Annotated in this window: 22 protein-coding genes; 10 read left to right on the top strand and 12 right to left on the bottom strand. The window is 43.1% G+C overall.

What is annotated here, in order from left to right:
* Positions 1-47 precede the first annotated feature (47 nt).
* Positions 48-725: a dihydrofolate reductase family protein gene (locus Q0C76_RS06535; protein WP_295731191.1), complete on the top strand. Its 678-nt coding sequence runs from the start codon at positions 48-50 to the stop codon at positions 723-725.
* 227 nt (positions 726-952) lie between these two features.
* Here the strand turns inward: Q0C76_RS06535 and Q0C76_RS06530 are convergent, their stop codons facing one another.
* From Q0C76_RS06530 to Q0C76_RS06510, 5 genes are all read right to left on the bottom strand, one after another.
* Complete coding sequence (locus Q0C76_RS06530) at positions 953-1,696, bottom strand: SDR family oxidoreductase (RefSeq protein ID WP_295731189.1); 744 nt, start codon at positions 1,694-1,696, stop codon at positions 953-955.
* 77 nt (positions 1,697-1,773) lie between these two features.
* Positions 1,774-2,178, bottom strand: coding sequence for a cupin domain-containing protein (locus tag Q0C76_RS06525; RefSeq protein ID WP_295731187.1), 405 nt, complete (start codon positions 2,176-2,178; stop codon positions 1,774-1,776).
* Positions 2,179-2,192: 14 nt separating this feature from the next.
* Positions 2,193-2,558, bottom strand: a complete 366-nt coding sequence (locus tag Q0C76_RS06520) for a cyclophilin-like fold protein (RefSeq protein WP_295731185.1) — start codon at positions 2,556-2,558, stop codon at positions 2,193-2,195.
* 2 nt (positions 2,559-2,560) lie between these two features.
* A complete protein-coding gene (locus Q0C76_RS06515; RefSeq protein ID WP_295731183.1) occupies positions 2,561-3,064 on the bottom strand; it encodes a flavodoxin in 504 nt (167 codons plus the stop codon).
* A 78-nt stretch (positions 3,065-3,142) separates the two neighbouring features.
* Complete coding sequence (locus Q0C76_RS06510) at positions 3,143-3,778, bottom strand: NAD(P)H-binding protein (protein ID WP_295731181.1); 636 nt, start codon at positions 3,776-3,778, stop codon at positions 3,143-3,145.
* A gap of 113 nt (positions 3,779-3,891) precedes the next feature.
* On the opposite strand from Q0C76_RS06510, the gene Q0C76_RS06505 reads away from it, so the two are divergent.
* Positions 3,892-4,779 carry a LysR family transcriptional regulator gene (locus Q0C76_RS06505; RefSeq protein WP_295731179.1) on the top strand — a complete coding sequence of 296 codons (888 nt, stop codon included), beginning with the start codon at positions 3,892-3,894 and terminating at the stop codon, positions 4,777-4,779.
* Between the two features lie 1,090 nt (positions 4,780-5,869).
* On the opposite strand, the gene Q0C76_RS06500 is transcribed toward Q0C76_RS06505, so the two are convergent.
* Together Q0C76_RS06500 and Q0C76_RS06495 are read right to left on the bottom strand one after the other, a co-directional pair.
* The gene (locus Q0C76_RS06500; RefSeq protein ID WP_295731177.1) at positions 5,870-8,449 is read right to left on the bottom strand and encodes a phage/plasmid primase, P4 family; all 2,580 of its coding nucleotides are present in this window, start codon (positions 8,447-8,449) and stop codon (positions 5,870-5,872) included.
* 30 nt (positions 8,450-8,479) lie between these two features.
* Positions 8,480-8,827, bottom strand: coding sequence for a DUF771 domain-containing protein (locus Q0C76_RS06495; protein WP_295731175.1), 348 nt, complete (start codon positions 8,825-8,827; stop codon positions 8,480-8,482).
* A 444-nt stretch (positions 8,828-9,271) separates the two neighbouring features.
* On the opposite strand from Q0C76_RS06495, the gene Q0C76_RS06490 reads away from it, so the two are divergent.
* The 3 genes from Q0C76_RS06490 to Q0C76_RS06480 are packed head-to-tail and all read left to right on the top strand — an operon-like array spanning position 9,272 to position 10,862.
* Positions 9,272-9,709, top strand: coding sequence for a helix-turn-helix transcriptional regulator (locus Q0C76_RS06490; protein ID WP_295731173.1), 438 nt, complete (start codon positions 9,272-9,274; stop codon positions 9,707-9,709).
* A gap of 4 nt (positions 9,710-9,713) precedes the next feature.
* Complete coding sequence (locus tag Q0C76_RS06485; protein WP_295731171.1) at positions 9,714-10,334, top strand: phage integrase SAM-like domain-containing protein; 621 nt, start codon at positions 9,714-9,716, stop codon at positions 10,332-10,334.
* Between the two features lie 18 nt (positions 10,335-10,352).
* Positions 10,353-10,862: a site-specific integrase gene (locus Q0C76_RS06480; RefSeq protein WP_295731193.1), complete on the top strand. Its 510-nt coding sequence runs from the start codon at positions 10,353-10,355 to the stop codon at positions 10,860-10,862.
* Between the two features lie 215 nt (positions 10,863-11,077).
* Here Q0C76_RS06480 and Q0C76_RS06475 read toward each other — a convergent pair whose 3' ends face one another.
* From Q0C76_RS06475 to Q0C76_RS06465, 3 genes are all read right to left on the bottom strand, one after another.
* Positions 11,078-11,932 (bottom strand): DNA/RNA non-specific endonuclease, encoded by an 855-nt coding sequence (locus Q0C76_RS06475; RefSeq protein WP_295731170.1) that lies wholly within the window; start codon positions 11,930-11,932, stop codon positions 11,078-11,080.
* A gap of 119 nt (positions 11,933-12,051) precedes the next feature.
* Positions 12,052-13,455, bottom strand: coding sequence for an amino acid permease (locus Q0C76_RS06470; RefSeq protein WP_295731168.1), 1,404 nt, complete (start codon positions 13,453-13,455; stop codon positions 12,052-12,054).
* 219 nt (positions 13,456-13,674) lie between these two features.
* Positions 13,675-14,787, bottom strand: a complete 1,113-nt coding sequence (locus tag Q0C76_RS06465; RefSeq protein WP_295731166.1) for an LPXTG cell wall anchor domain-containing protein — start codon at positions 14,785-14,787, stop codon at positions 13,675-13,677.
* Between the two features lie 120 nt (positions 14,788-14,907).
* On the opposite strand from Q0C76_RS06465, the gene Q0C76_RS06460 reads away from it, so the two are divergent.
* Positions 14,908-16,008 carry an acyltransferase gene (locus Q0C76_RS06460; protein ID WP_295731164.1) on the top strand — a complete coding sequence of 367 codons (1,101 nt, stop codon included), beginning with the start codon at positions 14,908-14,910 and terminating at the stop codon, positions 16,006-16,008.
* A gap of 44 nt (positions 16,009-16,052) precedes the next feature.
* Here the strand turns inward: Q0C76_RS06460 and Q0C76_RS06455 are convergent, their stop codons facing one another.
* Positions 16,053-17,822 carry a 1-deoxy-D-xylulose-5-phosphate synthase gene (locus Q0C76_RS06455; RefSeq protein WP_295731162.1) on the bottom strand — a complete coding sequence of 590 codons (1,770 nt, stop codon included), beginning with the start codon at positions 17,820-17,822 and terminating at the stop codon, positions 16,053-16,055.
* Positions 17,823-17,991: 169 nt separating this feature from the next.
* Here Q0C76_RS06455 and Q0C76_RS06450 point away from each other — a divergent pair, with 169 nt between their 5' ends.
* Positions 17,992-19,242 carry a DUF2075 domain-containing protein gene (locus Q0C76_RS06450; RefSeq protein WP_295731160.1) on the top strand — a complete coding sequence of 417 codons (1,251 nt, stop codon included), beginning with the start codon at positions 17,992-17,994 and terminating at the stop codon, positions 19,240-19,242.
* Positions 19,239-19,949 (top strand): TVP38/TMEM64 family protein, encoded by a 711-nt coding sequence (locus Q0C76_RS06445; protein WP_295731159.1) that lies wholly within the window; start codon positions 19,239-19,241, stop codon positions 19,947-19,949. Before Q0C76_RS06450 ends, Q0C76_RS06445 begins: the two co-directional genes overlap by 4 nt.
* Positions 19,950-20,002: 53 nt before the next feature.
* Here Q0C76_RS06445 and Q0C76_RS06440 read toward each other — a convergent pair whose 3' ends face one another.
* Entirely contained in the window at positions 20,003-20,557 is a 555-nt protein-coding gene (locus Q0C76_RS06440; protein ID WP_295731157.1) for an NAD(P)H-dependent oxidoreductase, read from the bottom strand.
* 146 nt (positions 20,558-20,703) lie between these two features.
* Between Q0C76_RS06440 and Q0C76_RS06435 the strand changes: the two genes are divergently transcribed.
* Positions 20,704-22,224 (top strand): LytTR family transcriptional regulator, encoded by a 1,521-nt coding sequence (locus Q0C76_RS06435; RefSeq protein ID WP_295731155.1) that lies wholly within the window; start codon positions 20,704-20,706, stop codon positions 22,222-22,224.
* The gene (locus Q0C76_RS06430; RefSeq protein ID WP_295731153.1) at positions 22,224-22,676 is read left to right on the top strand and encodes a hypothetical protein; all 453 of its coding nucleotides are present in this window, start codon (positions 22,224-22,226) and stop codon (positions 22,674-22,676) included. Before Q0C76_RS06435 ends, Q0C76_RS06430 begins: the two co-directional genes overlap by 1 nt.
* Positions 22,677-22,720: the final 44 nt, after the last annotated feature.

Raw genomic sequence — 22,720 nt, 5'->3', positions numbered from 1 at the left:
TTCAAATATTCTATCATGAAAATAACAAATGAAGGAGGATACAAGCAATGAGCAAACCGTATATTATTGTCCATATGATGGAATCAATCGACGGGCGAATTGACTGTGGAATGACCGCTCAATTGGCCGGTAATACCGAATACTATGCAACTTTGGCTGCCATTGACGCGCCAACCCGGGTCAGCGGTCGCGTTACTGCGGCAACTGAGCTATCCGATGGTAGCCAATTTATTCCGCAGAACAAGGCAAAAATAGGGCACACTGCCTTCACAAAGAATACCACGGCAGATCAATATAATATCGTGGTGGACACGCAGGGACGAATTCGTTGGGGCGCTGAGAACAATTTCAATTTTCCGCACCTGATCATCACCAGTGAGGAGGTCACTAAGGAATATTTGGATGACCTCAACCGGCAAGGGATCTCCTGGATTGCCACTGGAAAAGGACGCATTGATCTGAAACGGGCCATGGATATCCTGGCAACCAAGTTCGGCATCAACCGTCTGGCGGTTGTCGGTGGCGGCAGAATTAACGGCGGCTTTCTTAGGGCCGGACTCGTCGACGAAATCAGCATTCTCATTGGCCCCGGAATCGATGGCCGCAGCGATCAGCCGAGTTTGTTTGATGGTCTTCCAATGAGGGACACCCCCCACGCCCTTAAGCTGAAGAACGTTAAATCCTATGATGATGGTGCGGTTTGGCTGCGTTACCTAGTCCAATAAACGATTAGACTTCCGTCACTTGCTTGATACACTTGGTTACTCAGTATAAACAGCTTCTATGAATGGTACTCAATTATCGCACACCACTTGAAGTGTTACTGAGTTGTGCTACAGATAAGCAGCTTTCAGCTTTTTCCAATTGATATTCATAAATACCCCTTACACACTTTTACTATTTAAGCGTGTAAGGGGTATTTGTACGTATAGCACACTGCTCTTTTCTTTAATTATGCTTGGTTAGTTGGGTAAATCGTGAATTCAGAAATATCCACATCCTCTGGTTGATCAATGGCAAAATTAACTACCCGCGCAATGGCCGCTGGCGAAATGCCGTGCTGCTGATAAAATTTTTTCATGTTAGTTGCCGTCTTTTCATCACCAATGTGGTCAAGCAGTTCGGTGTTGATTGCTGCCGGATAAAGAGTTGTCGTTCGGATGTTGGTCCCTTCATTGGCACTTTCCATCCGAGTAACTTCCATGGCGTTCCTAACCGCAAACTTGGTGGCACCATATACCCCGGAGCCAACGTAGTTCTTCAGGCCGGCAACGGATGAGGTGGTGATGATATGACCATGCTTTTGCGCAGTAAAGGTTGGCAATACCGCGGCAATCCCATTCAAAACTCCCTTTAGGTTAACGTCAATCATCCGGTTCCATTCATCAGTCCGGACCGCACTCATTGGTGAGTTAGGCATAATTCCGGCATTGTTGAAGATGACATCGATTCCACCGAAACTATCCTTAGCCGCCTTGACTAGGGCTTGCACTTCTTCCGATTTAGTAACATCAACCGTCCGGAAGTCGGCCCGACCACCGTTGACGTTAATCTCATTAGCGATTTTGTAAAGACGGTCTTCACGACGGGCACCGAGCATTACCATAGCACCGTTTTTAGCTAGCAGCTTGGCGGTTGCTTCACCAATTCCTGAAGAAGCACCAGTAATCACAACAACTTTTCCCTTAACTGACATCGGAAATTCCTTCCCTTCTATTACGTTTAGTTTTTTCAAATACTCATTTATCAGACGTTTAAAATACCTGTCACCAATTAATTCAGCTTTTCATAATCCGCTTCGCTAACCGGTTCCAGCCATTCACTAGTTCCCGCCGTGATTGAAACATGGCTAAACCAGCTGTTTTTCGCCGCACCATGCCAATGCTTGACGCCCTCCGGAATGACGACCCGATCGCCCGGCTGTAATTTTTGCGCTGGCTTCCCTGCTTCCTGGTACCAGCCTTGCCCAGCGGTAACAAGCAGAATTTGATAGCCGTGATGATGAATGTGCCAATTCGTCCGGGCACCAGGGGTAAAGGTAATATTGCTTACCCCCACATTGATGTCGCCAGCTTTTTTAACGAGTGGATGACGGTACGTTAGCCCCGTAAAGTACTTGCCAAACGCCGTGTTCTTTTCGCCAATACCAAATAGGTTATCTTTGTTCTGTTCAGTCATGATCGCTCACCTCGCTAGTCCTTAATCCGAAATGTTACCTGTGCTGCGCCAAGCTTGTTAAAGAAGCTAATATCATTATCGATATGGCCAATCGGCTGCTGCTCAAAGACCTCACCATTCTGCTTATACAAGAACACCAGGCTCCCCATTGGCGGCCAATAGGAAATATCGCCGACCTGATAGCCCTGGTCCCTTGCATTATCAACCGGTAAGCCGCCCCGGCCATAACGGTGACACATCTCACGCGAATACAGGTTATCCATCTCAATGGTAAACGGCATCCGGGAAACTAATTCACGGGTTGCCGCGTTATCTTCAAACTGGGCGGTCAGCTTAACATCATGATTTACAGTAATCTCAACTAAGGTTTTCTCACTCATTTTCACTTATCCTTTCCGCGTTCATCAATTACACCATTTTTATGTAACCATTCTTTAATTTCTGCAGTACCACTATCAACCGCATGGGTCCCTAAGCGCAAACCGGGCTTAACGTTCGCCGTTGGCAGCCACTTTCTCGTATCCTGTTCGGTGTTCGCAATCCCGACATCGCCAGAGGTACAGAACGGAATTACCTTCTTATCGGTAAAATCATAGGCTTCCCAGAAGGAACGAATCACCATTGGCTCCCGGTACCACCAGATTGGATGGCCGATAAAGACGGTGTCATACTGATCCATGTTTTCCACGTGGCTTGTCAGCGGTGGTCGAAAATCAGCCAGTTGTTCTTGATGAGCCTGAATCGAACACGGATCGTGCGCTTCCGGGTAAAAAGTGGCAGTCCGGATTTCAAACAGGTCCCCACCGGTTAAACGCTGAATTTCTTCGGCAAAGGCCCTGCTGTGTCCCCAGTGACTAAAGTACGCGATTAAAATATTACTTGCCATTAAGCCTCATCCCCCTTACTAAATGGTTCAAGTTATTCAATTACTCAGGTTACGAACGGCTACTCAGCACCCAGCCGTTTAATAAAACGACGGTTTGTCCCATTGGGTATTTGGCTCTGCAACTCCCACGCTTTGATAGGCTGCTAATTCAGGATTCTTAATGACATCAGCGACAAAGGCGGCCGCCGCTTGCCTCGTCAATTGAGTATCACGAAAGGGCTGTCCCGCTGGAATCAGTTCATACCGTTCGTTATTCGGCTCATCATAAAGCCAGGCCATCCGCATCAGCGTGTAATTAAGGCCGCTATGTTTGATCACGCGCGCCGCGTCGATCAGGTTCTGATTATCCCCCATCATCCGGCGGTTCCATTGACCAAACTTACCGGGAATCTCACTCTCAATCCCTAATTCACTAGCAACAATCAGCCGGCTGACTTGTTGAGATTTCATTGCCATTACTACATTTTGATTTGCTGCCACAAACTGCCCAGTTGCTAAATAGACAATGTCTTGGCTATTAACCGCCTGTTTAAGATCAGCCAAATTATTCCAGTTGCCGCTCATAACGTGAACACGCGGCTTCGCAACCAAACTGGCCAGTCGTTGCTGACCATGCCGGGCGAACAACGTTAAAGAGACACCTTGATGAATTAACTTGGGAATTAAGTACCGCGAAATATTACTCGTCGCCCCTAAGATTAATACCCGTTTCATTGCAATGCCCCCTTGTTTCGTTCGATGGTTCTATTATGACTGACGATTGCTTGACAATGAAGAACCTCATTGTTAGGGTAGTATCAACTAATAGTTAATACGAGGGCAAAATAATGGATACCAATAACTTAAGAACGTTTATCGCCGTGGTTAGGTCGGGAAGTTTCACCAAAACCGCTGAGCAAAATTTCATTTCAAGTACTGCTGTCATGAAGCAGATCAATCGGCTGGAAAAAGAAGTTGATACCAAGCTGTTCGATCGTTCCAGCACGGGCGTCACCCTGACTGCCAATGGCGAAGTATTCAGGAAATATGCCGAGCGGGTCATTACCCTTACTGATGAGGTCTACGCTAAATGCCACCAGGCTGACGGAGTGATCCAAACAATTCTGCTTGGCACTTCCTTACTGCACCCCAGTATGCCTTTCATGCCGACCTGGAACCGGATCAAGAAGCGGCTGCCTAACTACCAACTCCAAATTACCCAAATTCCCGGTGATTTAACTGCCAATAACCGTGAATATTCAATGTTGGGCCGTGAATGTGACATCATAATTGGGACATTCGATCAGGCCACAACGCGCAACCTGGTAAATGCCATTCCTCTCGGTAGCTATCAATTTGGCATTGCCGTCCGAAGCGACAATCCATTAGCGGTTAAGGAACAGGTATCCTTTGCTGACCTGAAAGGTCAAACCTTGTTAATGGTGCCGACGGGGGTAAGTGAAAAGAACGACCAGCTACGCCAAGAAATACTAGCAAGTGAGCCAGATATTTCTATTAAATACACAGCTGGTCGTTATGATATTAATGTTTTTAATCAAGCAGTCAATGATAACGCTGCCTTAATTAACCTCACACCGTGGAAAAATATCCATCCTAATTTAGTCACTATCCCGCTAAAAACGGATATTGAAGTAGAATATGGAATCTTGGCTGCTAAACACGCTGATGGCAAAGTGCAGGGCTTCATGCAACAAGTAAGAAAACTATTAATTTAATTAAAATCCACTAGTTAGGCTAATGGATTTATTTTGGTATTTATATCATGAACGCATTCATAAAATAGTAAGCGGTTATTAATATTTTATCAAACTTTATTTTCTAGGTGGATTTTAATTAAGTCGTCGATGCGCAGTTATTTTAGTTCTCTATCAATCCCTTCTTGATCCCACTATTTTAACCAATCAGAAAGCATGCTCAGCGACCCCGATGCTACGGTAAGAAGCATAAAGCCATAGAGGATTTATATTGTGTGCGCTTAAACACTATATAACTAGTGTTGAGAGAGATTCATTTAAACTCTACATAGATGGAATTAGCATCGTGATGCCTGTTAACGCAATCAATGTAAGACTAGTGGGTAAATTGGAACAAAAGTAATTTATATTTTAAAGTTCTAATTCTAAAATAACTTTTGCTTCAAAAAACACTAAATTCTGCACTAATCATTTGATAGGCTGTTAGGATACACATAGTAGCCGTGTAGAGTTTAATATTATCTTATATCATCATCTTAAGAGTGGGCCCTAACAACTATTTTAGACGTGTAGGTCTATTTCTGGTATGACATTAATCCTACAGACATTATTAACTTTATGGTATTACATAGTATCCTATTATATTTTACATTGACCATTGTACCCCTACATCACCTTGCATCAACTTGATTTTTTCTGTAAAAATCTTCATGAGTTAAGGCGTGTCATTGTTCATTAAAAAAACAAGAGGTTGCCTTATTGGTAGCCTCTTGTTTCTCTTGATTTACTCTACGATCACAGCTTTATCATCCAAAAGCTCACATATTATATATATAAGCGATAAGCGGTTTGAATTAGCGTTGACAACTAGTAGGTTGAAAGGTTCAGCCGTTCATGATTAAACATATATACCTAAAATCAACGACCTTGCCAATCTATTATCATCTAGACTGTTGTTACAGCTTCAAATAGGTTATACTCGTTTGCATTTCCATTAACTGACTTGGTGTTAGTCAGAAATAGCCTCGCTCACTCACCGTTATCACCAAAGAAAGCTAGCACTCTCCATTTCTCATACTTATTGATCCATTATCTTTTCTTAAAGGAGTATTTACTCTTTAATTTTTTTGTTGATTTCATCGATTGTTTCTTGTATCTTGCCTGACTGGTCAAAGTCAAAGTCAGTCACGGGGGTATCATCGTTAAATTTTCCAAAGTACATTGTGTGATCCTTTTTCAGCGCCTCGTGGATCTTAGCGATTTGTGTGTCCGTTGTTCCTTGAATCAGATCTGAGTACTTAAAGAAACGCTCACAGATTTCGGAATTGCTCGCTAGCGTGGCACTATGGCCCGCCGCAATTTTCGCAACATGCATACCCTGTGGGACTTTATCTGTGTCCTTTACCTTGCTGATGTCAATTTTTTTGATCATATGTTTATCGGTTTTCGGATTAACGTTGTTACTCACTAACGCTACGTAATTCTCACCGACCTTGGTGTACTTAACCGCCGCGTTAGGAATCGAGAAGGTGGCTATTCGGCGACCATATGGTCCCGGTTGATATGTAGTATCATGTCTGTGAACAGTTGCAACCTGGTATAGTTCATCAACGGCTTCAAAAGGTGTAAGACCGATTCCTAAATACTGTACGCCACGGTTAGTACGTTGTGATGTTACAATTGACTTAGCAGTTTCGCCGAACTTCACTTGGCTCATGGTATCCTTTAGTGGCACGCCTTGTGCCTCGCACCATGCGCGATATAGCTTGTACACTTGCGCGGCTGGCGTGCTGATATTCTCATCAGCAACCAGCATAGGCCAGTATGCTTCAAGCTTGGTTATCTTGGTGTTATTACCGATACCTGGGGCAATGAAATTGAAAAACTCGACTTTACTACGTAAACGGTCTGCAAAGAACTGAGCTGCGGTGTTGGCCTTAAATTTATACTGCAAGCTTTTAACTGCTACAGGCCGTGGCAATGGATACAGTGGGTCATGATTCACTTTCGGTAAGTGGTCTAACTTGTTGGCCTTCCACTGCATAAGTAACTTTGCCGATACCCGCGCTTGCTTCTGTTTGATCGCTTGATAGCGTTTTGCACCTTCAACCAGCCAAGCTAAGATACCTTCCTGTTCCTCAGGTTTACGAAGCTTCTCGATTAAGTCGGGATCATAAAGCAAGCTAGACTGCCCGATTTTGTGGTCATACGGAATGAGCTGAATTCGTCGGGTCATTGAGTCATCTCCACTGCCGGCCGGGAAATGATTGGTTGCGATCATGATAGTTGCAACATTGGCGATTCTCATTTGCTCTTTGTAAATTCGCCGCGTCTTGATATCGTCACTTAATAAGGACTTAAGTGACCCTTCATCAAGTATAAAGTCATCGTCTGGCTCAGTGGTATAAACCATTCGCGCACCTGACATATCGGCTAGTGATTCATTTGGACCGTCAGCCTTGAAGCCACCGTGCTGAAAGAGTTTAACATTGACAGAGGTTGCAAATCCAGACCCGTCAGGACTCTTACTACCTAGCAAAGTCGCAAGGGTTTGAATTGTTGTTGTCTTACCTGTCGAACCTAAGCGACTAATTAAAACAAACACGTGTTCCCCTAATGCCTTCGGATGTAAAATACCTTGAAAGACCAGCTGTAGGTAGCTGATCATCTTTTTATCGTGTTGCATTGCTTCATCAAGAAAACTTAACCATAACGGTGCCTTAGCTCCAGGGTTATAAGCTACTGGCGCAACCTTCGTAAAGTAGTGCTCAGGGTCTGCAGGGCCTAGCTTGAAGTTTTTGAGGTCGATCTCACCATTCTTAACGTTGAAGCTGTTCCACGTATCATACTGGATGTTTGACCGTCCGAGGTTACTTGATGACTTGCATAAGTCGATCATGTGGTCCATCGTAATTTTCTTGGGGATAGCGCTGATCATCTTCATACACTCAGCCTTGACGTGATCACTCTTGAAATACGTATGCTCACGGTCAAAGTGGTTGTAGATCAAAATACGTTTCATCACTACGGAAAGCGGTGTGGCTAACGCGCGAATATCTGGCGCATTTTTCCCGCCGTCAATCCATCGACTTCCTTCCGTCTTGCTACCCTTCCAGATCATCCAAGTACCGTTTGTCATGTCATAGAAAGCATGGCCCCTGAGCATATCACTCAGTACCATTGCAATACCATCTTCAGTAAAGGGGCGCCGTGGATGATCTAATGGATTGTAAACCCAGCTTTGTTTGGAACCGTCAACAATCATCGTTAGCGTTCCACAAGCGTCTTTTTTTGCCAAGTCCGGCCGGTACTTCATACGTACACTTTCGATATCCTCAGCAAACTTTTCTAGCGCCTTAACGGCTTTTTTGTGAGTGTCATCATCTAAGGAAGTCCGATCGAAAGGAACTTTCTCTTCCGGCTCTGAAGCAAACCATGTCAGCAGCTGGTTATAGCTTGCACCATCTTTAATCATGATTGGGTGTTTTGAGGTTGGATATCGTCCGTATTTTTTATAGTCCTTATAAGGCACATTAGTTGCGGTAGTAGAGCCATAAGCTGGGCGCTTTAAGTCTGATACTAAGCGAATTTCTGGAGGTGTCTGCTCCTGATTGGTCGTTCCGCTCCTCACGTCTTGCTTAGTATCCTTACTTACAGTGTTTGCCTTCATCATTTTTTGTACCTTTTTCATTTTGATAGATCCTCCTTACTTATCTGCACACTAGTTGCGTTTGATTGGTTTTGCCAGTCCTGCCCGGCGCTTCAGGGTGATTGGCTCGGGCGCCGTCCAATCGAGTTTGTGCTCATTTTCGGCTAGCCACTTCTTGGCGGCCTTGACATCAATCACTTTAATCCGTACACCTTTGTGCTTCGGTGGGGTGATCCAGCCGCCGTGGTCAGTCAGTACTTCCGGGTGTTGCCCCATGATGTAATACTTGACCCATTCGCGGCTCTTCCCGTGGAAAAGCTCCCGGCAAGCATCTTCGAACTTCATCGTTGACGGTTCTTTGGCCTTTAGCCGTTCGGCGATCACGTCGGCCAATTTCTCAATAGTTGTGTCATCAATCATTGTTCTCCTTTCCGCCTCCAACGAAAAAAGCCTTTAGCCGAGTATGGTAAAGTCGCTCTCCATTAGAGACTCACCGCCCGGCTAAAGGCTAGTGTTTATTTTACGTCCTTCTTTGTAGCACCAGGAACTTCCTTAACCCACTTAGTTGTGGGTTACCAGTTTTGGCCTCCATTAGTAGCTATGCTGGTGTGAGCTTCCAACGTGTCGGCATTTCAGCCTGCATCCCGGCTCCCCCAAGCTCAAGCGGAGAGTCGAGCATCACAGCCGTGCACTACAGGTGTGGACGAATTTTTTTAATTTTCAAGATTCGTTGAAGATCGGTTGTTGTCCCTCTCTTCACTATTTATACTACCACTTTTAAATCGAATGTCAACACTTTTTCTAAAAAACTTTTAAAATGTCAATATTTGTGTTATGATCACATCTATAAAGGAAGTGATCTTTTTGAAAGACATAGACGCACAGCGTAAAAGTATTGTCACAGAGCGATTTCGTGACGCCGTCATTAAATGGATAGCCAACACCAATTCGAGCCAAACTGACCTAGCGCGCCGTGCCGGTGTCAGCCGTGCCGTAGTTGCTAACGTGGTTTCTGGACACAGAACTCCCACGCTGACTTCAGCAGTCCTTTTATCCCGGGCTATGGGGATAACTATTGATGAAATTGAAGCTGGTCGGATAGCTGACGTTGTTGATCCGTCAGCCTTTGCATCAGTGTTCAAGGAAGACTTTTTGAAGGCATTAGAAGCGACCGTCAAGAACGGTCAGTATTATAGCCATGAGCTGGTGCCGCTCACGGATGACCAAAAACACATCATCATCCGATTAGTATATGCATACCTAGACGTCACCAAAACAGGCCACTATAAAGGAAAGGACTGATTGTATGTCTGTTTCAATTGAAAAATTAAAACCCACCAAGACGCGTGGCACCCGCTATCGGGCGCGATTCCGTGGCTATTACCGCGGAGATGACTTGGAGCTGCATCAGTTTGAGCGCACTCAGACCTTCGATAAGAAGAGCGACGCCGAGGCTTGGTTGCTAGAAAAGCAGCAGGAAAAGGCTCAAGGCGTGGACAAACGATCAACTAAGATCACGTGGATTTTTGACCACTTTTACGCGCTATCCAAGGCACCGTACCTACGTGACAACACAAAAAGAAGCTGGAAGCTAGCTCGTAAGATCTTTACTGATTATTTCGGCGAAGACAGAACCGTCGATTCGATCACTAGCGACGATTACCAAGCCTTCATGAACCACTGCGACAATCACTATTCGCACACAACGTTATTAGGTGTGAGTCAAAAGCTCGCCGAAGTCTTTACTTATGCTGTTGAGCACCGTTATATTAACCGGTCACCGATTCTCTCATCTTTACGTATCCGCGGTTCTAAGGCGCGCACAGTCCAGTATCTCAATCTTGAGCAAATCAAAACTTTACTGGACTACATCCACTCCCACCGTATGCGTCGCCGCTCTGGCCTTGCACAGGAAGCCGGGACGTGAAAGGCCGTTGCCTTTGCGATATACACCGGCTGCCGTCTTGGCGAGATTGCCGGCTTGACTTGGGATCACGTCGACACTGACACGGGCGAGGTTAAGATCGACCGGCAGCTTGACACACACAGCGGGCTTATTCATCGTGATTTCATCCCGCTCAAGACGTCGCATTCTTATCGGACGGTGACGATTCCCCAGCATTTCATCAAGGACCTTCTAAAGATCAAGGCGCCTGGAGATGAATTTGTTTTCCTGACGGCATCAAGTCAACCGCTCCAATCGTCGGTGGTTTCTTATGCACTACATTCACTACTTGATCGCCTCGGCATCTCCGCGCCAGGCTTTCATTTCCACTCACTGCGCCATTCTCACGTCGCCCTTTTACTCGCTAACGGCGTCGACATCTACGCGATTAGTCGACGGTTGGGCCATGCCAATCTGTCGGTAACCCTCAACACATACGCCTATTTAATCGACGAGAAGCGCGAAAAGGAAATAGAAAAAATAAATAAAATTTTAGATCAATTACCTTAAAATAGGCCTGGACGTTAGTTCAGGCTTTTTATTTTGCCGTTCTGCCCATACCACTTCTGTGCTATATAAATTCTGCCCATATTCTGCCCATATGCGTCTGGATTTGACGTCATTTGACAGCAAAAAAAGGATAAAAATGCATGTCTATACAAGACGAAACATAACGCAAAAAGAAAGGCCACGCGGTCAAAATCCGCGTGGCTGTAAGAGTTTCGTCACCGTTGTTCAACGGCACCCGTTGCATAATTTATACTAATATTGCGTTGTACATTAGGCACAAAGACATTGAAACTCAAGGAACCGTCCTTCGACAATGCTTCAATATGGGCGCCGGATGGAACCAGATTATTACCGTCATAAATATTCGTCACTCGATAACGCACCTGCTGGTTACGATCTAGTGCCCGCCGTACCAACCCTTCATAATAATTTTGCCCAGTGGAATATCTCGATCGCGCTTCATTTGCCCAAGCGGTTTGCGTGGCAATATTTTGCGGATTCGATTCAGAGGCGTTAAATCCGTGAATTCCGCCAACTAATGCATAGCCTAGCAGATGTCCCCGATCATAAGCATGCCGAGGTCCATTAGTTAAATTAGTAGCTTGGAGGAAGCCAGCGGGTCGCCAATCAGTGGCCCCATTGCCAGTTTGCTGACGATTTTGATATTGGCGAGTGGTTCGGTTCAGCCAGGCGTCACCACGCCATGCGCGACCCTGAGTATCAACATGGTTAACCGCATAGGGAGCACTATTAATCTTTGCATTGAGTTGAGGCTGATTATTATTAACAATGTAGGCACCACTACCGTTCCACTTGAGGTTCGTTGGTAATTGGCTACGAACCCCAGTGGTCAGCACCACTTTAGCTTGATCCTCACTTGGGGTCGGCAAGTGACTATTCTGACGACGATTTGACCATGCATGCTGACGAACCTGGCCAAAGATTTCGGTAATCCTGGTTGTCGCTGCTTCGCCAGGTTGACTATTCGATTTTTGAAAACCAGCTGCAATCGCGAACAGAATAGCGAAGATCGCCAACCAATGCCATAATTTACGAAATTTTCTTTTCATGTCGATTTTGCCCTTTCACTAACTATTGATATTTATATTTTACACTACCTTTCATCAAATGAACACTAGTTCGTCATCAAACAATTTAAAAAACGTGACCGTTTCAGCCACGTTTTAGATTAAACCTTTTTATTGATCTCCACATCTTCTTCGCCATGTTGAGCCCGATAAAAGTAGATCAAAGTCATCACTACCAAAAAAACCACTCCTGCTGACACCGATACTCTGGTGTCAGGATTAATGAACATAAAGATAACAATCAGTGCCAACATGACTAGTGAAAAGTAATTATATGCTGGATATAATGGCATTTTAAATGGATGATCAGTCAACCGCTCTGGATTGGTTTTGCGGAAATTTAATTCTGAAAGTAAAATCACAAACCATGGAACCATTCCTGGAAGGACACTTGAACTGTAGACAATCACAAAGAGATCTTTGGAGGCTGAACTAACCGAAGTTAAAATGAAGTTCACAACAAATCCCAGAAAAATCCAAAATGAAATTGTCACAATGGCGACGTTCGGCACAATTCTTTTAGATAATCGACCAAAAAAGGCCGGGACTTCTTTATCAATCGCTAGTTTAAAGAGCATTCGACTTGCGGAATAAATTCCAGAGTTTGCTCCCGATAACGCGGCCGTTAAAACCACAAAGTTAATGATCCCAGCTGCTCCCGTGATACCGACCCTTGTAAAGGTTTCCACAAATGGTGAGCCAACAGCTTTTAACTGGTCCCAAGGATAAATCGAAACAATCACGAAAATTGCCCCGATATAGAAAATCAAAATTCGCCAAATTACTGATTTAACAGATTTAATAATGGCGTGTCGTGGTGAAGCAGATTCTCCTGCTGTAATTCCTAGTAATTCAATACCTTGATAAGAACCAGCAATCACGGCCATTGAAAACACAAAACCTTTCAATCCATTGGGGAAGAAGCCGCCATGGCGCCACAGGTTACTGATCCCCACTGGCTGCCAGTGATTGCCCATGCCAAGCACAATTACCAACAAACCAATGATAATCATCACAATAATCGTAACCACTTTAATCATGGCAAACCAAAATTCAAGGCGTCCGTAGGCTTTAGCAGAAGCTAAATTAGCCAAGGTGAGAAAAATGATCATGATAATTCCAGATAGCCAATCTGGTAAATTAGGCCACCAATAATTTAAGTATTGCGTCATTGCAATAATATCAGAAATTCCAACAATGATAAATTGAAAAACGTTGCTCCATTTTACTAGGTAACCAGCTAGCGGATGAATATACATTGTCCCATAATCCGCGAACGATCCAGTACCGGGACTGATATAAATCATTTCTCCTAAAGCTCGCATTACCCCGTAAAGAATTAAGCCAACAAATGCATAGGCCAACAAAACAGATGGTCCTGCCCACTTAATCGTGGAAGTAGCTCCCATAAAGAGCCCAGATCCAATCGTTCCCCCAATGGCAATCATCTCCATTTGCGCAGGAGTCATTGAACGTTTTAATTGGGGTTGATTTTCTTTTTGCATTCAAATCCCTCATTCTCTAAAAAAGGATCTTCTTTGTCGTTTATAAGCGACTGGAAGATCCATTTAATTTACTATTTAATAAATCCCCCAACCTAAATCATCTGATTAGTTGAGGTGGCGGTTGATTGGCATGCATTTAAGCAAAACATTTATTCAACCTCCTTCAATATTACTTTAATTAGGATATCATTAGAAAAATGAGAATGCAACCCAGAATTTTTAACGTTTCCGATTAGTCCGCAATAAACCGGTGATTGCCAACAGTGCGACCCCAAGAGCAGCCAACAATTGACCACCATGATTACCTGTTTGTGGTAATTTTGTGTGACCGTCATGTTCACCATCCGCCTGAACATGTTTGAGGACAGGGTGATTGTATGCCATTAACTTATTGATATCTTCCTCTGATGATTCGGAAGGTGGAACCATTTTACTCACTGGTTTTAATTCGGCATTAATTGCATGATTGAATGCTGAATGACGATCTGGTGCCTCTGGCAGTTCAACCTTCACATGATTAGTGGCCGTTTCCGGCTTTACGGTTTTAGCCATGGGCAATGTGGTAGCTTTGGGCGGATTAGTAAAGGTTGGCTGGTGCACCGGTCGCTTATCTTCCGCATGCTTAGCCTTTACTTGTTCCTGATTTGCAACTGGCTTGGCAAGTTTGTTTGATGTTTCCGGCTTTGCAGTTGGCAGTTGTGGCTTGGCTATTGGTTCTTGACGCGGTGGATGAACAGTCTGCAATGTTACAGGTCGGACCGTAATTACTTTATGTTCACCATAGCGCCCCAATAAGTGCTGAACCTTAGCTGATGGCTGGACAAACTCCAGCCCAGTTGGCGCACTTAGGGTGACAGTCCGTTCTTGATCATATGGAACATTGTAAAGATGACGAACGTAAACTTTCCCTTGTTGATCCTTCAGATCCACCACACAATTAGCGGGCGTTGGTCGATACTTGCCATCTGCTACAAAATAGTCCACATGATAAACAGTTACTGGAATGTCAATCTTTTCTAGTTTAGCAATTAACATTCCATTAGCTTGGTGACTATAGCCTTTAAATTGGGGTAACTTTGCAGAACTGGTGCGCTGAAACTCACCATATTTACATGGTTTCCAAGATAAAATATCAGTTTGTTGCTGATTTACCACCCCATCACTAGAGTGCATTTCCACCACTCGTTTTGTCTGTGATAAAATTTTCGTCTCGGCGATCGTTGTTGGTCCGTTAACAGTCGCTGCGTTAATCTGCTTTACAGATGTTACCAACATTACACCGCTCATAACGCCTAAGCAGATCAATCCGTTTTGCCATTTTGATGTTTTCATTCAAAATTCCTCCTATTTTTGGGCTCATTATCTAAAGACGTCAAATGACAAATTTTATACTTTTTTCGTGAAAAGATTTACACTAAAGTTAGGATTCTATTTAAGAAAGAATGACCATTCGTGAGCAAATCAACAAAATTACATATTCGTGGTGATATTGGTGATTATTTAAAAGTTTTTGCCTGTGTCGCTGTGATTGGCCAACCTATCATCGCTTTAATCATTGGTGAACAACCGCGCCATGTTCAAACTAATTTAGGAAGTATCTACAACCTAATTAAGTATACGGCGCCAGCCTTTATCTTTGGCATTTTATATACCGATATTCGTCAGCATAGTGAACTCGGCTATTTTGATTATCGTGCTTACTACCGTAACATTGCCAATGCATTATTCCTCCCAACTATTATTTGGTCATTGATTTACCTTCTAATCATGCCAGATTTGCAACAACATACCCACTGGGAGAATATCGGAACCTTTTGCTGGCAATTTATTAATGGTAATGCTGCACCGCATCTCTGGTACAATACAATGATGTTGCAGTTTGCTATTCTTGTTCCGCTTTTTTGGCAGCTCCACCGCTGGTTAGGCCAAAATAAGCGGCGGGGCTGGATCATATTTTGGGGAACAGCCTGTATTTACCTAATCTGGCTAGGTATTTATCACTGTTACATTTTCCATCAACCAGGCGGCCAACATTGGTACCTGGTTGACCGGCTCTTTATTAGCTTTCTAATTTATGCAGTTTATGGAGTGCTAGCGTGGAATTACCGTCGCCGGTTTAACCATCTGATTTTTCGCTTTTGGCCATTATTATTGATTGGCTTAGCCATTACCTTTGTCCAAACTAACCATGAATTACGGCAGTTTGGCTGGCCGGTTAATTTAACTAACGCTTCTTACTACAAGCCCTCAATGACCATTTACAGTCTCATGGTAATCTGCTTAATTGCCACCTTGTCACTAAGCAACCAGTTTCACCATCGATTATTAATACAACGGTTTTTCCATCAATTTGCTGACCTCGCTTACCAAGCGTACCTCAGCAATGTTTTTTGGGAACAATTAATCTGGCGTGGCCTACATTTAAATCTGATTGTCAAAGCGCATCCTTACTTAATTCTGTTTCATCTGTGGATTGCAACCGTGATTCTTTCCTTTGGTTCAGCATCAATCATTCGTCAAATTGTAATTAAGCTCAAAATTAAAAGAGGCTAGCCGTCTTCTTAAACGACTAACCTCTTTTTGATTTAGTAATGTCATTAAATTTGGTGAACAACTTTTTCGATATCATCCACGATTAATTCAGGAGTTAAGTGGTACCATTCTGCGAGTACGTCATATGGGACATTATCAGAGAATTCCCGTGGAGCGCCAAAATTAAGCACCTTCATCTGACTAGCACTGTAATACCGATCAATGGTTTCACCAAAGCCGCCAGATAAGTTCCCGTCTTCTAGTGTTACTACAATGTCATGGTCCTCTTGGAGATGATGAAGATCCTGCTGATCAATGTTGGTTACTGTTTTCGGATTAATTAAGGTGGCATCAATATTAAGTTTCTTTTGTAACTCTTGGCGAACTTCTTCACCTAATTGCCAGAATCCACCAACTGCAAAGATCGCAACTTCGCTACCATGATGAGCAATTTCATAGTCAATTGTACTGTAGTCATCCTGCGTTGCTGGTCGGTGCAAAAGTTTGCGTTCTGGTTCACGAATTACCACCGGAGTGTCGGTTTGCTTAATTGCCCACTTCAACATTGAAATCATTTCTTCAACACTAGTTGGCGCTAAATATTCAATATTGGGCAACGAACTAATATAGGAAATATCAAAAGTTCCTTGGTGGGTAGCGGATTCACTAGAGATTGTTCCCCCACGGACAATCATGACTACTGGTGAGTCATTCAATGCGACATCATGGATTAATTGGTCATAAGCCCGTTGTAAGAAGGTACTGCTTTCAAACACAACCGGCCGAATCCCGTTTTGAGCCATTCCCACTGCAGAAGTGACTGACATTTGTTCGGCAATTCCGACGTCAAAGTAACGATCTGGATAGGCATTTTCAAAGCGTTTCAAATCAAACATGCCAGGAATACCCGCATTCAAAGCCGCAATATTGGTTCCGGCCTTAATTTCGTTAAATAGTTCATCAATTACTGCTTCACTGTATGATTCCTTGGGCTGTGGGGTAGTACTCTTGCCAGTAGCACCATCAAAAGGTCCGCGCCAATGATAAGCCATTTCATTATCAATGGCTGGTTGATAGCCAGCTCCTTTTAGAGTATGGACATGGAGCACGATGGGGTGATCAATATCTTTGACATCTTTAAAGACATTAATCATTGCTTGCAAATCATTGCCATCGGGAACATAACGGTAATCCAGCCCCATAAATTTAAAAATGTTATTTGCTGACTGGCCTTTGGTGTCGCGCAATTCTTTCAAGCCTTGGTAAAGGCCACCCTGATTATGATCAATTGACATATTATTATCATTAACCACGATGATCAGGTTCGAGTGAAGCTTGGCCGCATTGTTTAAGCCTTCAAAAGCTAATCCACCACTAAGCGAGCCATCACCAATAATTGCCACAACGTTTTCATGCTTATTTTGCAGATCGCGCGCCTGGGCCATACCAATTGCCAAAGCAATGGAAGTGGAAGTATGGCCAACTTCAAAAAAGTCATGATCACTTTCTTCAGGTGAAGTAAAACCAGAAACATCTTCATAATGGTCTGGATCTAAGAAACCTTGAGCTCGTCCGGTCAGCATCTTGTGCGGATATGACTGGTGGGAAACATCCCAAACGACTTTATCATGTGGTGAATCAAAAACATAGTGGTAAGCAATCGTCGTTTCTACAATGCCCAAGTTTGGTCCAACGTGACCACCAATTTTCTCGTCACGTTCCAAAATCAACTGACGCATTTCGTCAGCAAGTTCGTGTAGTTGATCCAAGGACATCCCTTTAATATCTTCGGGCTCCTCAACGTCATTTAAAAGATAATCTGGATGAAGATTCATGTACCCCACTCCTTAACTTAATCCTTCTCTAACTATTCTTATCTATTTTACACCATGTTTTTAGGATACGAAACCGCTCACCTTAAAGATTACTGTGAACATCATCCTAAGATTGACGTGAGAAACAAATCTCGTTAGCATTAACCTATTAAGGGAGAAAAGTGTAATTATGTTAAAAAATGAAGCAACGGAGAAACTCTCTCCATTAAAAACATTAACTGATGAGCAACAAGCGTTAGTTAACCAAATTGTTAATTTCACAACGGAGCATCTTCAATCTCAGGACGTTCCTGCCATTTTTACAATCTATGGTGATGCCGGAACAGGTAAAAGCGTCGTGCTTTCTCACCTATTTAACATTCTCCAAACGGCTGCCCGTACCGACAAAAGCAGTCCGCTATATCATACCAAAAATAAGTTTCTAGTTAATCATCCGGAAATTTTAAAGGTCTATCGTGAAATTGCGGGCCACCAGCCCCATTTACTTAAGAAAGATTTTATGCGTCCGACCTCGCTAATCAATCAATTAGATAAGTTGAATGCGACCATTGATGTTGCTGTGATTGATGAAGCGCACTTGCTCCTTTCCAAACCAGATCACTACAATAATTTTTACTATCATAATCAACTAGCTGAAATCATCAAGCGAGCCAAGATCGTGGTCATCGTTTTTGACCGTTATCAGGTATTAAGAATGAAGAGTCTTTGGACGCCAGAACGTTTGCAAAAATTGGTCAAGCCGTATCCGCATGCGGAATATCATTTACAACACCAATTTCGGATGACCGCAAGCGATAATCTAATTCAATGGATGAACGACTTAACTGATGGCCAGATTCGTCCATTACCGCTTGATAGTCGTAATCATTATGATTTTCGGATATATGACGATGCCGAAGAAATGCGGCAAGCAATTATCAAGCGCAACCAAGAAGTTGGCCTTTCACGAATTCTTTCAACGTCTGGATATCCTTCTACTCTGGATGGCGGTAAACATTATATCCGAGAAGGCAACTTTAAAATGCCATGGGACCAGTATAACTTCACGGCTACCCCATGGGCGGAAATTCCTGCAACCATTAATGAGGTTGGGTCAATTTATACCTGTCAGGGCTTTGATCTTAATTACGCTGGAATTATTATTGGCCCCATTTTTGGTCAAGAGCCGTCTAGTTCTGAATTAGCGATCTACTTAGACAAGTTTACGGATGTTGAAGCTTTTAAAAAGCGTGCTGACTTATCAGACCCAGTAGAAATCAAAACGCTTGAAGAAAGAATGCTCTTAAATGCCCTAAACGTGATTTTAAAGCGCGGCGTCAAAGGGACTTATCTTTACGCTCATGATCCTCGCTTGCGAGAAACCTTGGTTGGGTTGTATCATCAGATGATAAGAGAAAATCGAAGGAACGGGGAAAAATGAAAGAAAATCAAGACCGACCACGCCCGCATTACGTTAGTAAAACCTTATTGATCAGCTTGGCAGTCATTATTATAGTTGTCGCGTTAATTGGTATTTATCATGACTTTAAGCCAGAATTAAATTTAATATTACATTATAATCATCGTTATCAAGGTCAATTATTACATCTAATTCGCGCCCATTCATACCGCGATATGGGCATGTTGATTGTCATTATTGCAATGATGAACGCTATTCCAGGAATGTCAAATTCCGTCGTTTGTATTTTTGCCGGAGTCTGCTATGGACCGATTGCAGGACTTTTAATCAATTGGATTGGCAATATTACCGGGAACTGTCTTGTGGCAGGATTAATTACCCACATTCATTTTTCTGAACGGTTTAAGCATAGCAAATCCCTAAAACATCTAACCAATACCAAACATCCATTAATAACTTTAACAATTGGTTACATGATTCCTATCATTCCTAGTGCACTGGTTAATTATGCGGTGGTTCAAATGGGCGTTTCACGCAAACGATTCCTGGCCATGGTAATTATTGGAATGCTACCAACCTCTTACTTATATGCATTTGGTGGGGATGCGATTATCAAAGGTGATCTGAAGCGGATCATTATCGCCCTTGTCATCATTATTGGTGCCATTGCCATTTATAAATTAATTGAATATTTACACACTCGTAAAGAAAAAATTGCGACAAACTAAAAGTGAGATTGAGTATTTTTACTCAACCTCACTTTTCTTGTAATCACTGAATATTATGCTTCACTCAACCCATAGCGGTCAGCAACTTTTAAATCGGGCTGCTGGAGATACTGGACATACTGTTGGGCCCGCAGATTGAGTTCTTCATCAGACATATTCGAAGCGTTATAACTAATAAACGGCGTCATAAACTTCGTCTTAATGAGGATACTAGTTGCCTGATATGGATGTAGTAAATCAGGCATTGTAAAGTGAACACGGCCATCCTTAGTGTAAGCATCCTGATCAGCACCGGGAGAAACCGCCAACAGCCATTCATGGTTAAGCAAAGCCTGGCCACCATTGTAGGCCCAGTTGCCTGTAAAGACAGCATCTTCATATTGTTTAACTAATGCTGGGCTTGAGTACCAATAAACAGGGAATTGGAAAACAATACGATCAGTTTTTTCTAAAATTTGCCGTTCCTTAGCAACGTCAATCCTAAAGTCTGGATAGAGATCATACATATCACGGACTTCAAAGCCGGCCGCGACCGCCGCTTTCGCCAAAGCCTTGTTCACCCGTGATTGATCCATGTGCGGATGAAATAATAAAATTGTCGTTTTCATCTTCGATCACTCCTTATCCTTACTATTCGTTAGTTAATTTTGAACCTTTTTAAGTCAAATTTCAACTAAAAGTTTGTCGCAAACATTTGTTCTTTAAAACGATTTTCGTTATAATGTTAATACCAATTTCCGGAAAGGATGTTTTGATGAGGGCACGGATTTTTTTAGCAATTGATTTAAAATCATTTTATGCATCTGCAGAATGTGCAGCGCGGCATTTGGATCCGCTCAATGCTAATTTAGTAGTTGCTGATGCCTCGCGATCAGACAAAACAATCTGTCTGGCGGTGTCCCCTGCTCTAAAAAAATTTGGTGTTCCAGGACGACCACGTCTTTTTGAAGTCCGCCAACGGATTCATGAGATTAATCGTGAACGCGCTCAGCATGCTACATATCATCATCTATCGACCCATTCGTCAATCTATCGCGGTAAGTTGTTAAAATCGCCAAACTTACGGGTTACATTTAAAATTGCCAAGCCACGAATGGAATACTATATGCAAATTTCTGCAAAAATTTTTGAAATTTATTTACGTTATATTAAACCAAACAACATTCATGTCTACTCAATTGATGAGGTGTTCATGGATGTGACAGATTATCTCCATGAACACCAAATCTCAGCACATGATTTAGCCAAAAACATTATTCAACAAATTCAAGCAGAAACGCATATCACCGCAACTGCCGGGATTGGCACTAACCTGTACTTAGCAAAAGTAGCGATGGATATCGTTGCTAAAAGAATCCCTGGTGATCAAGATGGTGTGCGGATTGCCCAGATGAATGAAGCCCAATATCGTCACTATCTCTGGGCACATACCCCGCTAACTGATTTCTGGCGTCTTGGTAAGGGTTACGCTAAACGTTTAGAAAAATTGGGCTTACACACAATGGGCGATATTGCACGCTGCTCTCTTGGCAAGCTATCCGATCCGTTGAATGAAGAAGTCTTGTATCGAGAATTTGGCAAGAATGCTGAACTCTTGATTGATCACGCTTGGGGTTATGAATCGGCAACGATTGCTGACATCAAATCATATACCTCTGATGAACATGGAATTTACTCCGGTCAAGTATTAATGCATCCCTATAAACCGAAAGAAACCTGCATAGTTGTGAATGGGATGGCTGATGATCTCGCATTAACACTTGTTAAACGAGGGATGATGACTGACAGTATCGAAATTGTAATTCAATATGACGTCCAAAGCCTTACCTATGCTGAAAATTATAGCGGCGCAATCAGCGAAGATTTTTATGGTCGACAAACTCCCAAGCCAGATCATGCGAAGTATAAGCTGCGCGCGTTAACTGACTCGGCACCTGAGTTACGTAAAATTTATGAAGAATTATTTAAGCAGACCGTTAACCAGCACTTATTAGTGCGTAAACTAACGTTAATTGCCCATCATCTGACCCCCGTCAGCGTCGCTGAACAAGAAGCTCGTTACGAGCAGACGGACCTTTTTTCAAATGTAGAGCAAGCCGTTCAAGAAGACCAGGTCGCTAAGGAAAAACGTCAGCAAAACCATCAGTTACAAAAGCTAATCGTTAAACTCCAACGAGATACCGGCAATAAGAATATCATTATCCATGGCTCCGACTTGCTGCCGGGTTCCACTGTTCGAGAACGAAATAACCAAATTGGAGGTCATCATATCTAATGGACCACGAAAAAGAAATCATTGAAAACCACCTTTTTGCAGATACTTCGCGCTACCAAGACATTATTGACTTGCCTCGACACCAATCGAAAGCTCACCTTCCCATGAGTCGTCACGATCGAGCTGGCCAGTTTGCTCCCTTCTCTGCTTTAACCGGCTACCATCAGCTCATTGATCAAACTGCACAAAACTATCAGCACAAGCAATACCAGACCAAGCAGCAGACACAAAGATTGCATGAAGAACTTCGGCAACTATCTGGGCAATCACCAGTTGAAGTCAATTATTTTAATGCCGATTCAGGATACTATGAAACGATCCAAACAACCTTTATGAAAGTAGATTGGACTGCAGGAAAAGCTAATTTTAATGATCGGCACGATCCTGCTAAACATTATGCCATTCCCCTTGCCAATATCAGAAGTATTCGAAATCTTTCAGAAAATGCTTAAACGAAAAAGCCTGACCAATAGTGGCCAGGCTTTTTGTGAAGCAA

Origin of the sequence: uncultured Limosilactobacillus sp. (assembly GCF_934202705.1) — a bacterium.
GTDB lineage: Bacteria > Bacillota > Bacilli > Lactobacillales > Lactobacillaceae > Limosilactobacillus.
Note: the sequence above shows the minus strand (reverse complement) of the source record. Positions and strands in the feature narration are given on the sequence as shown.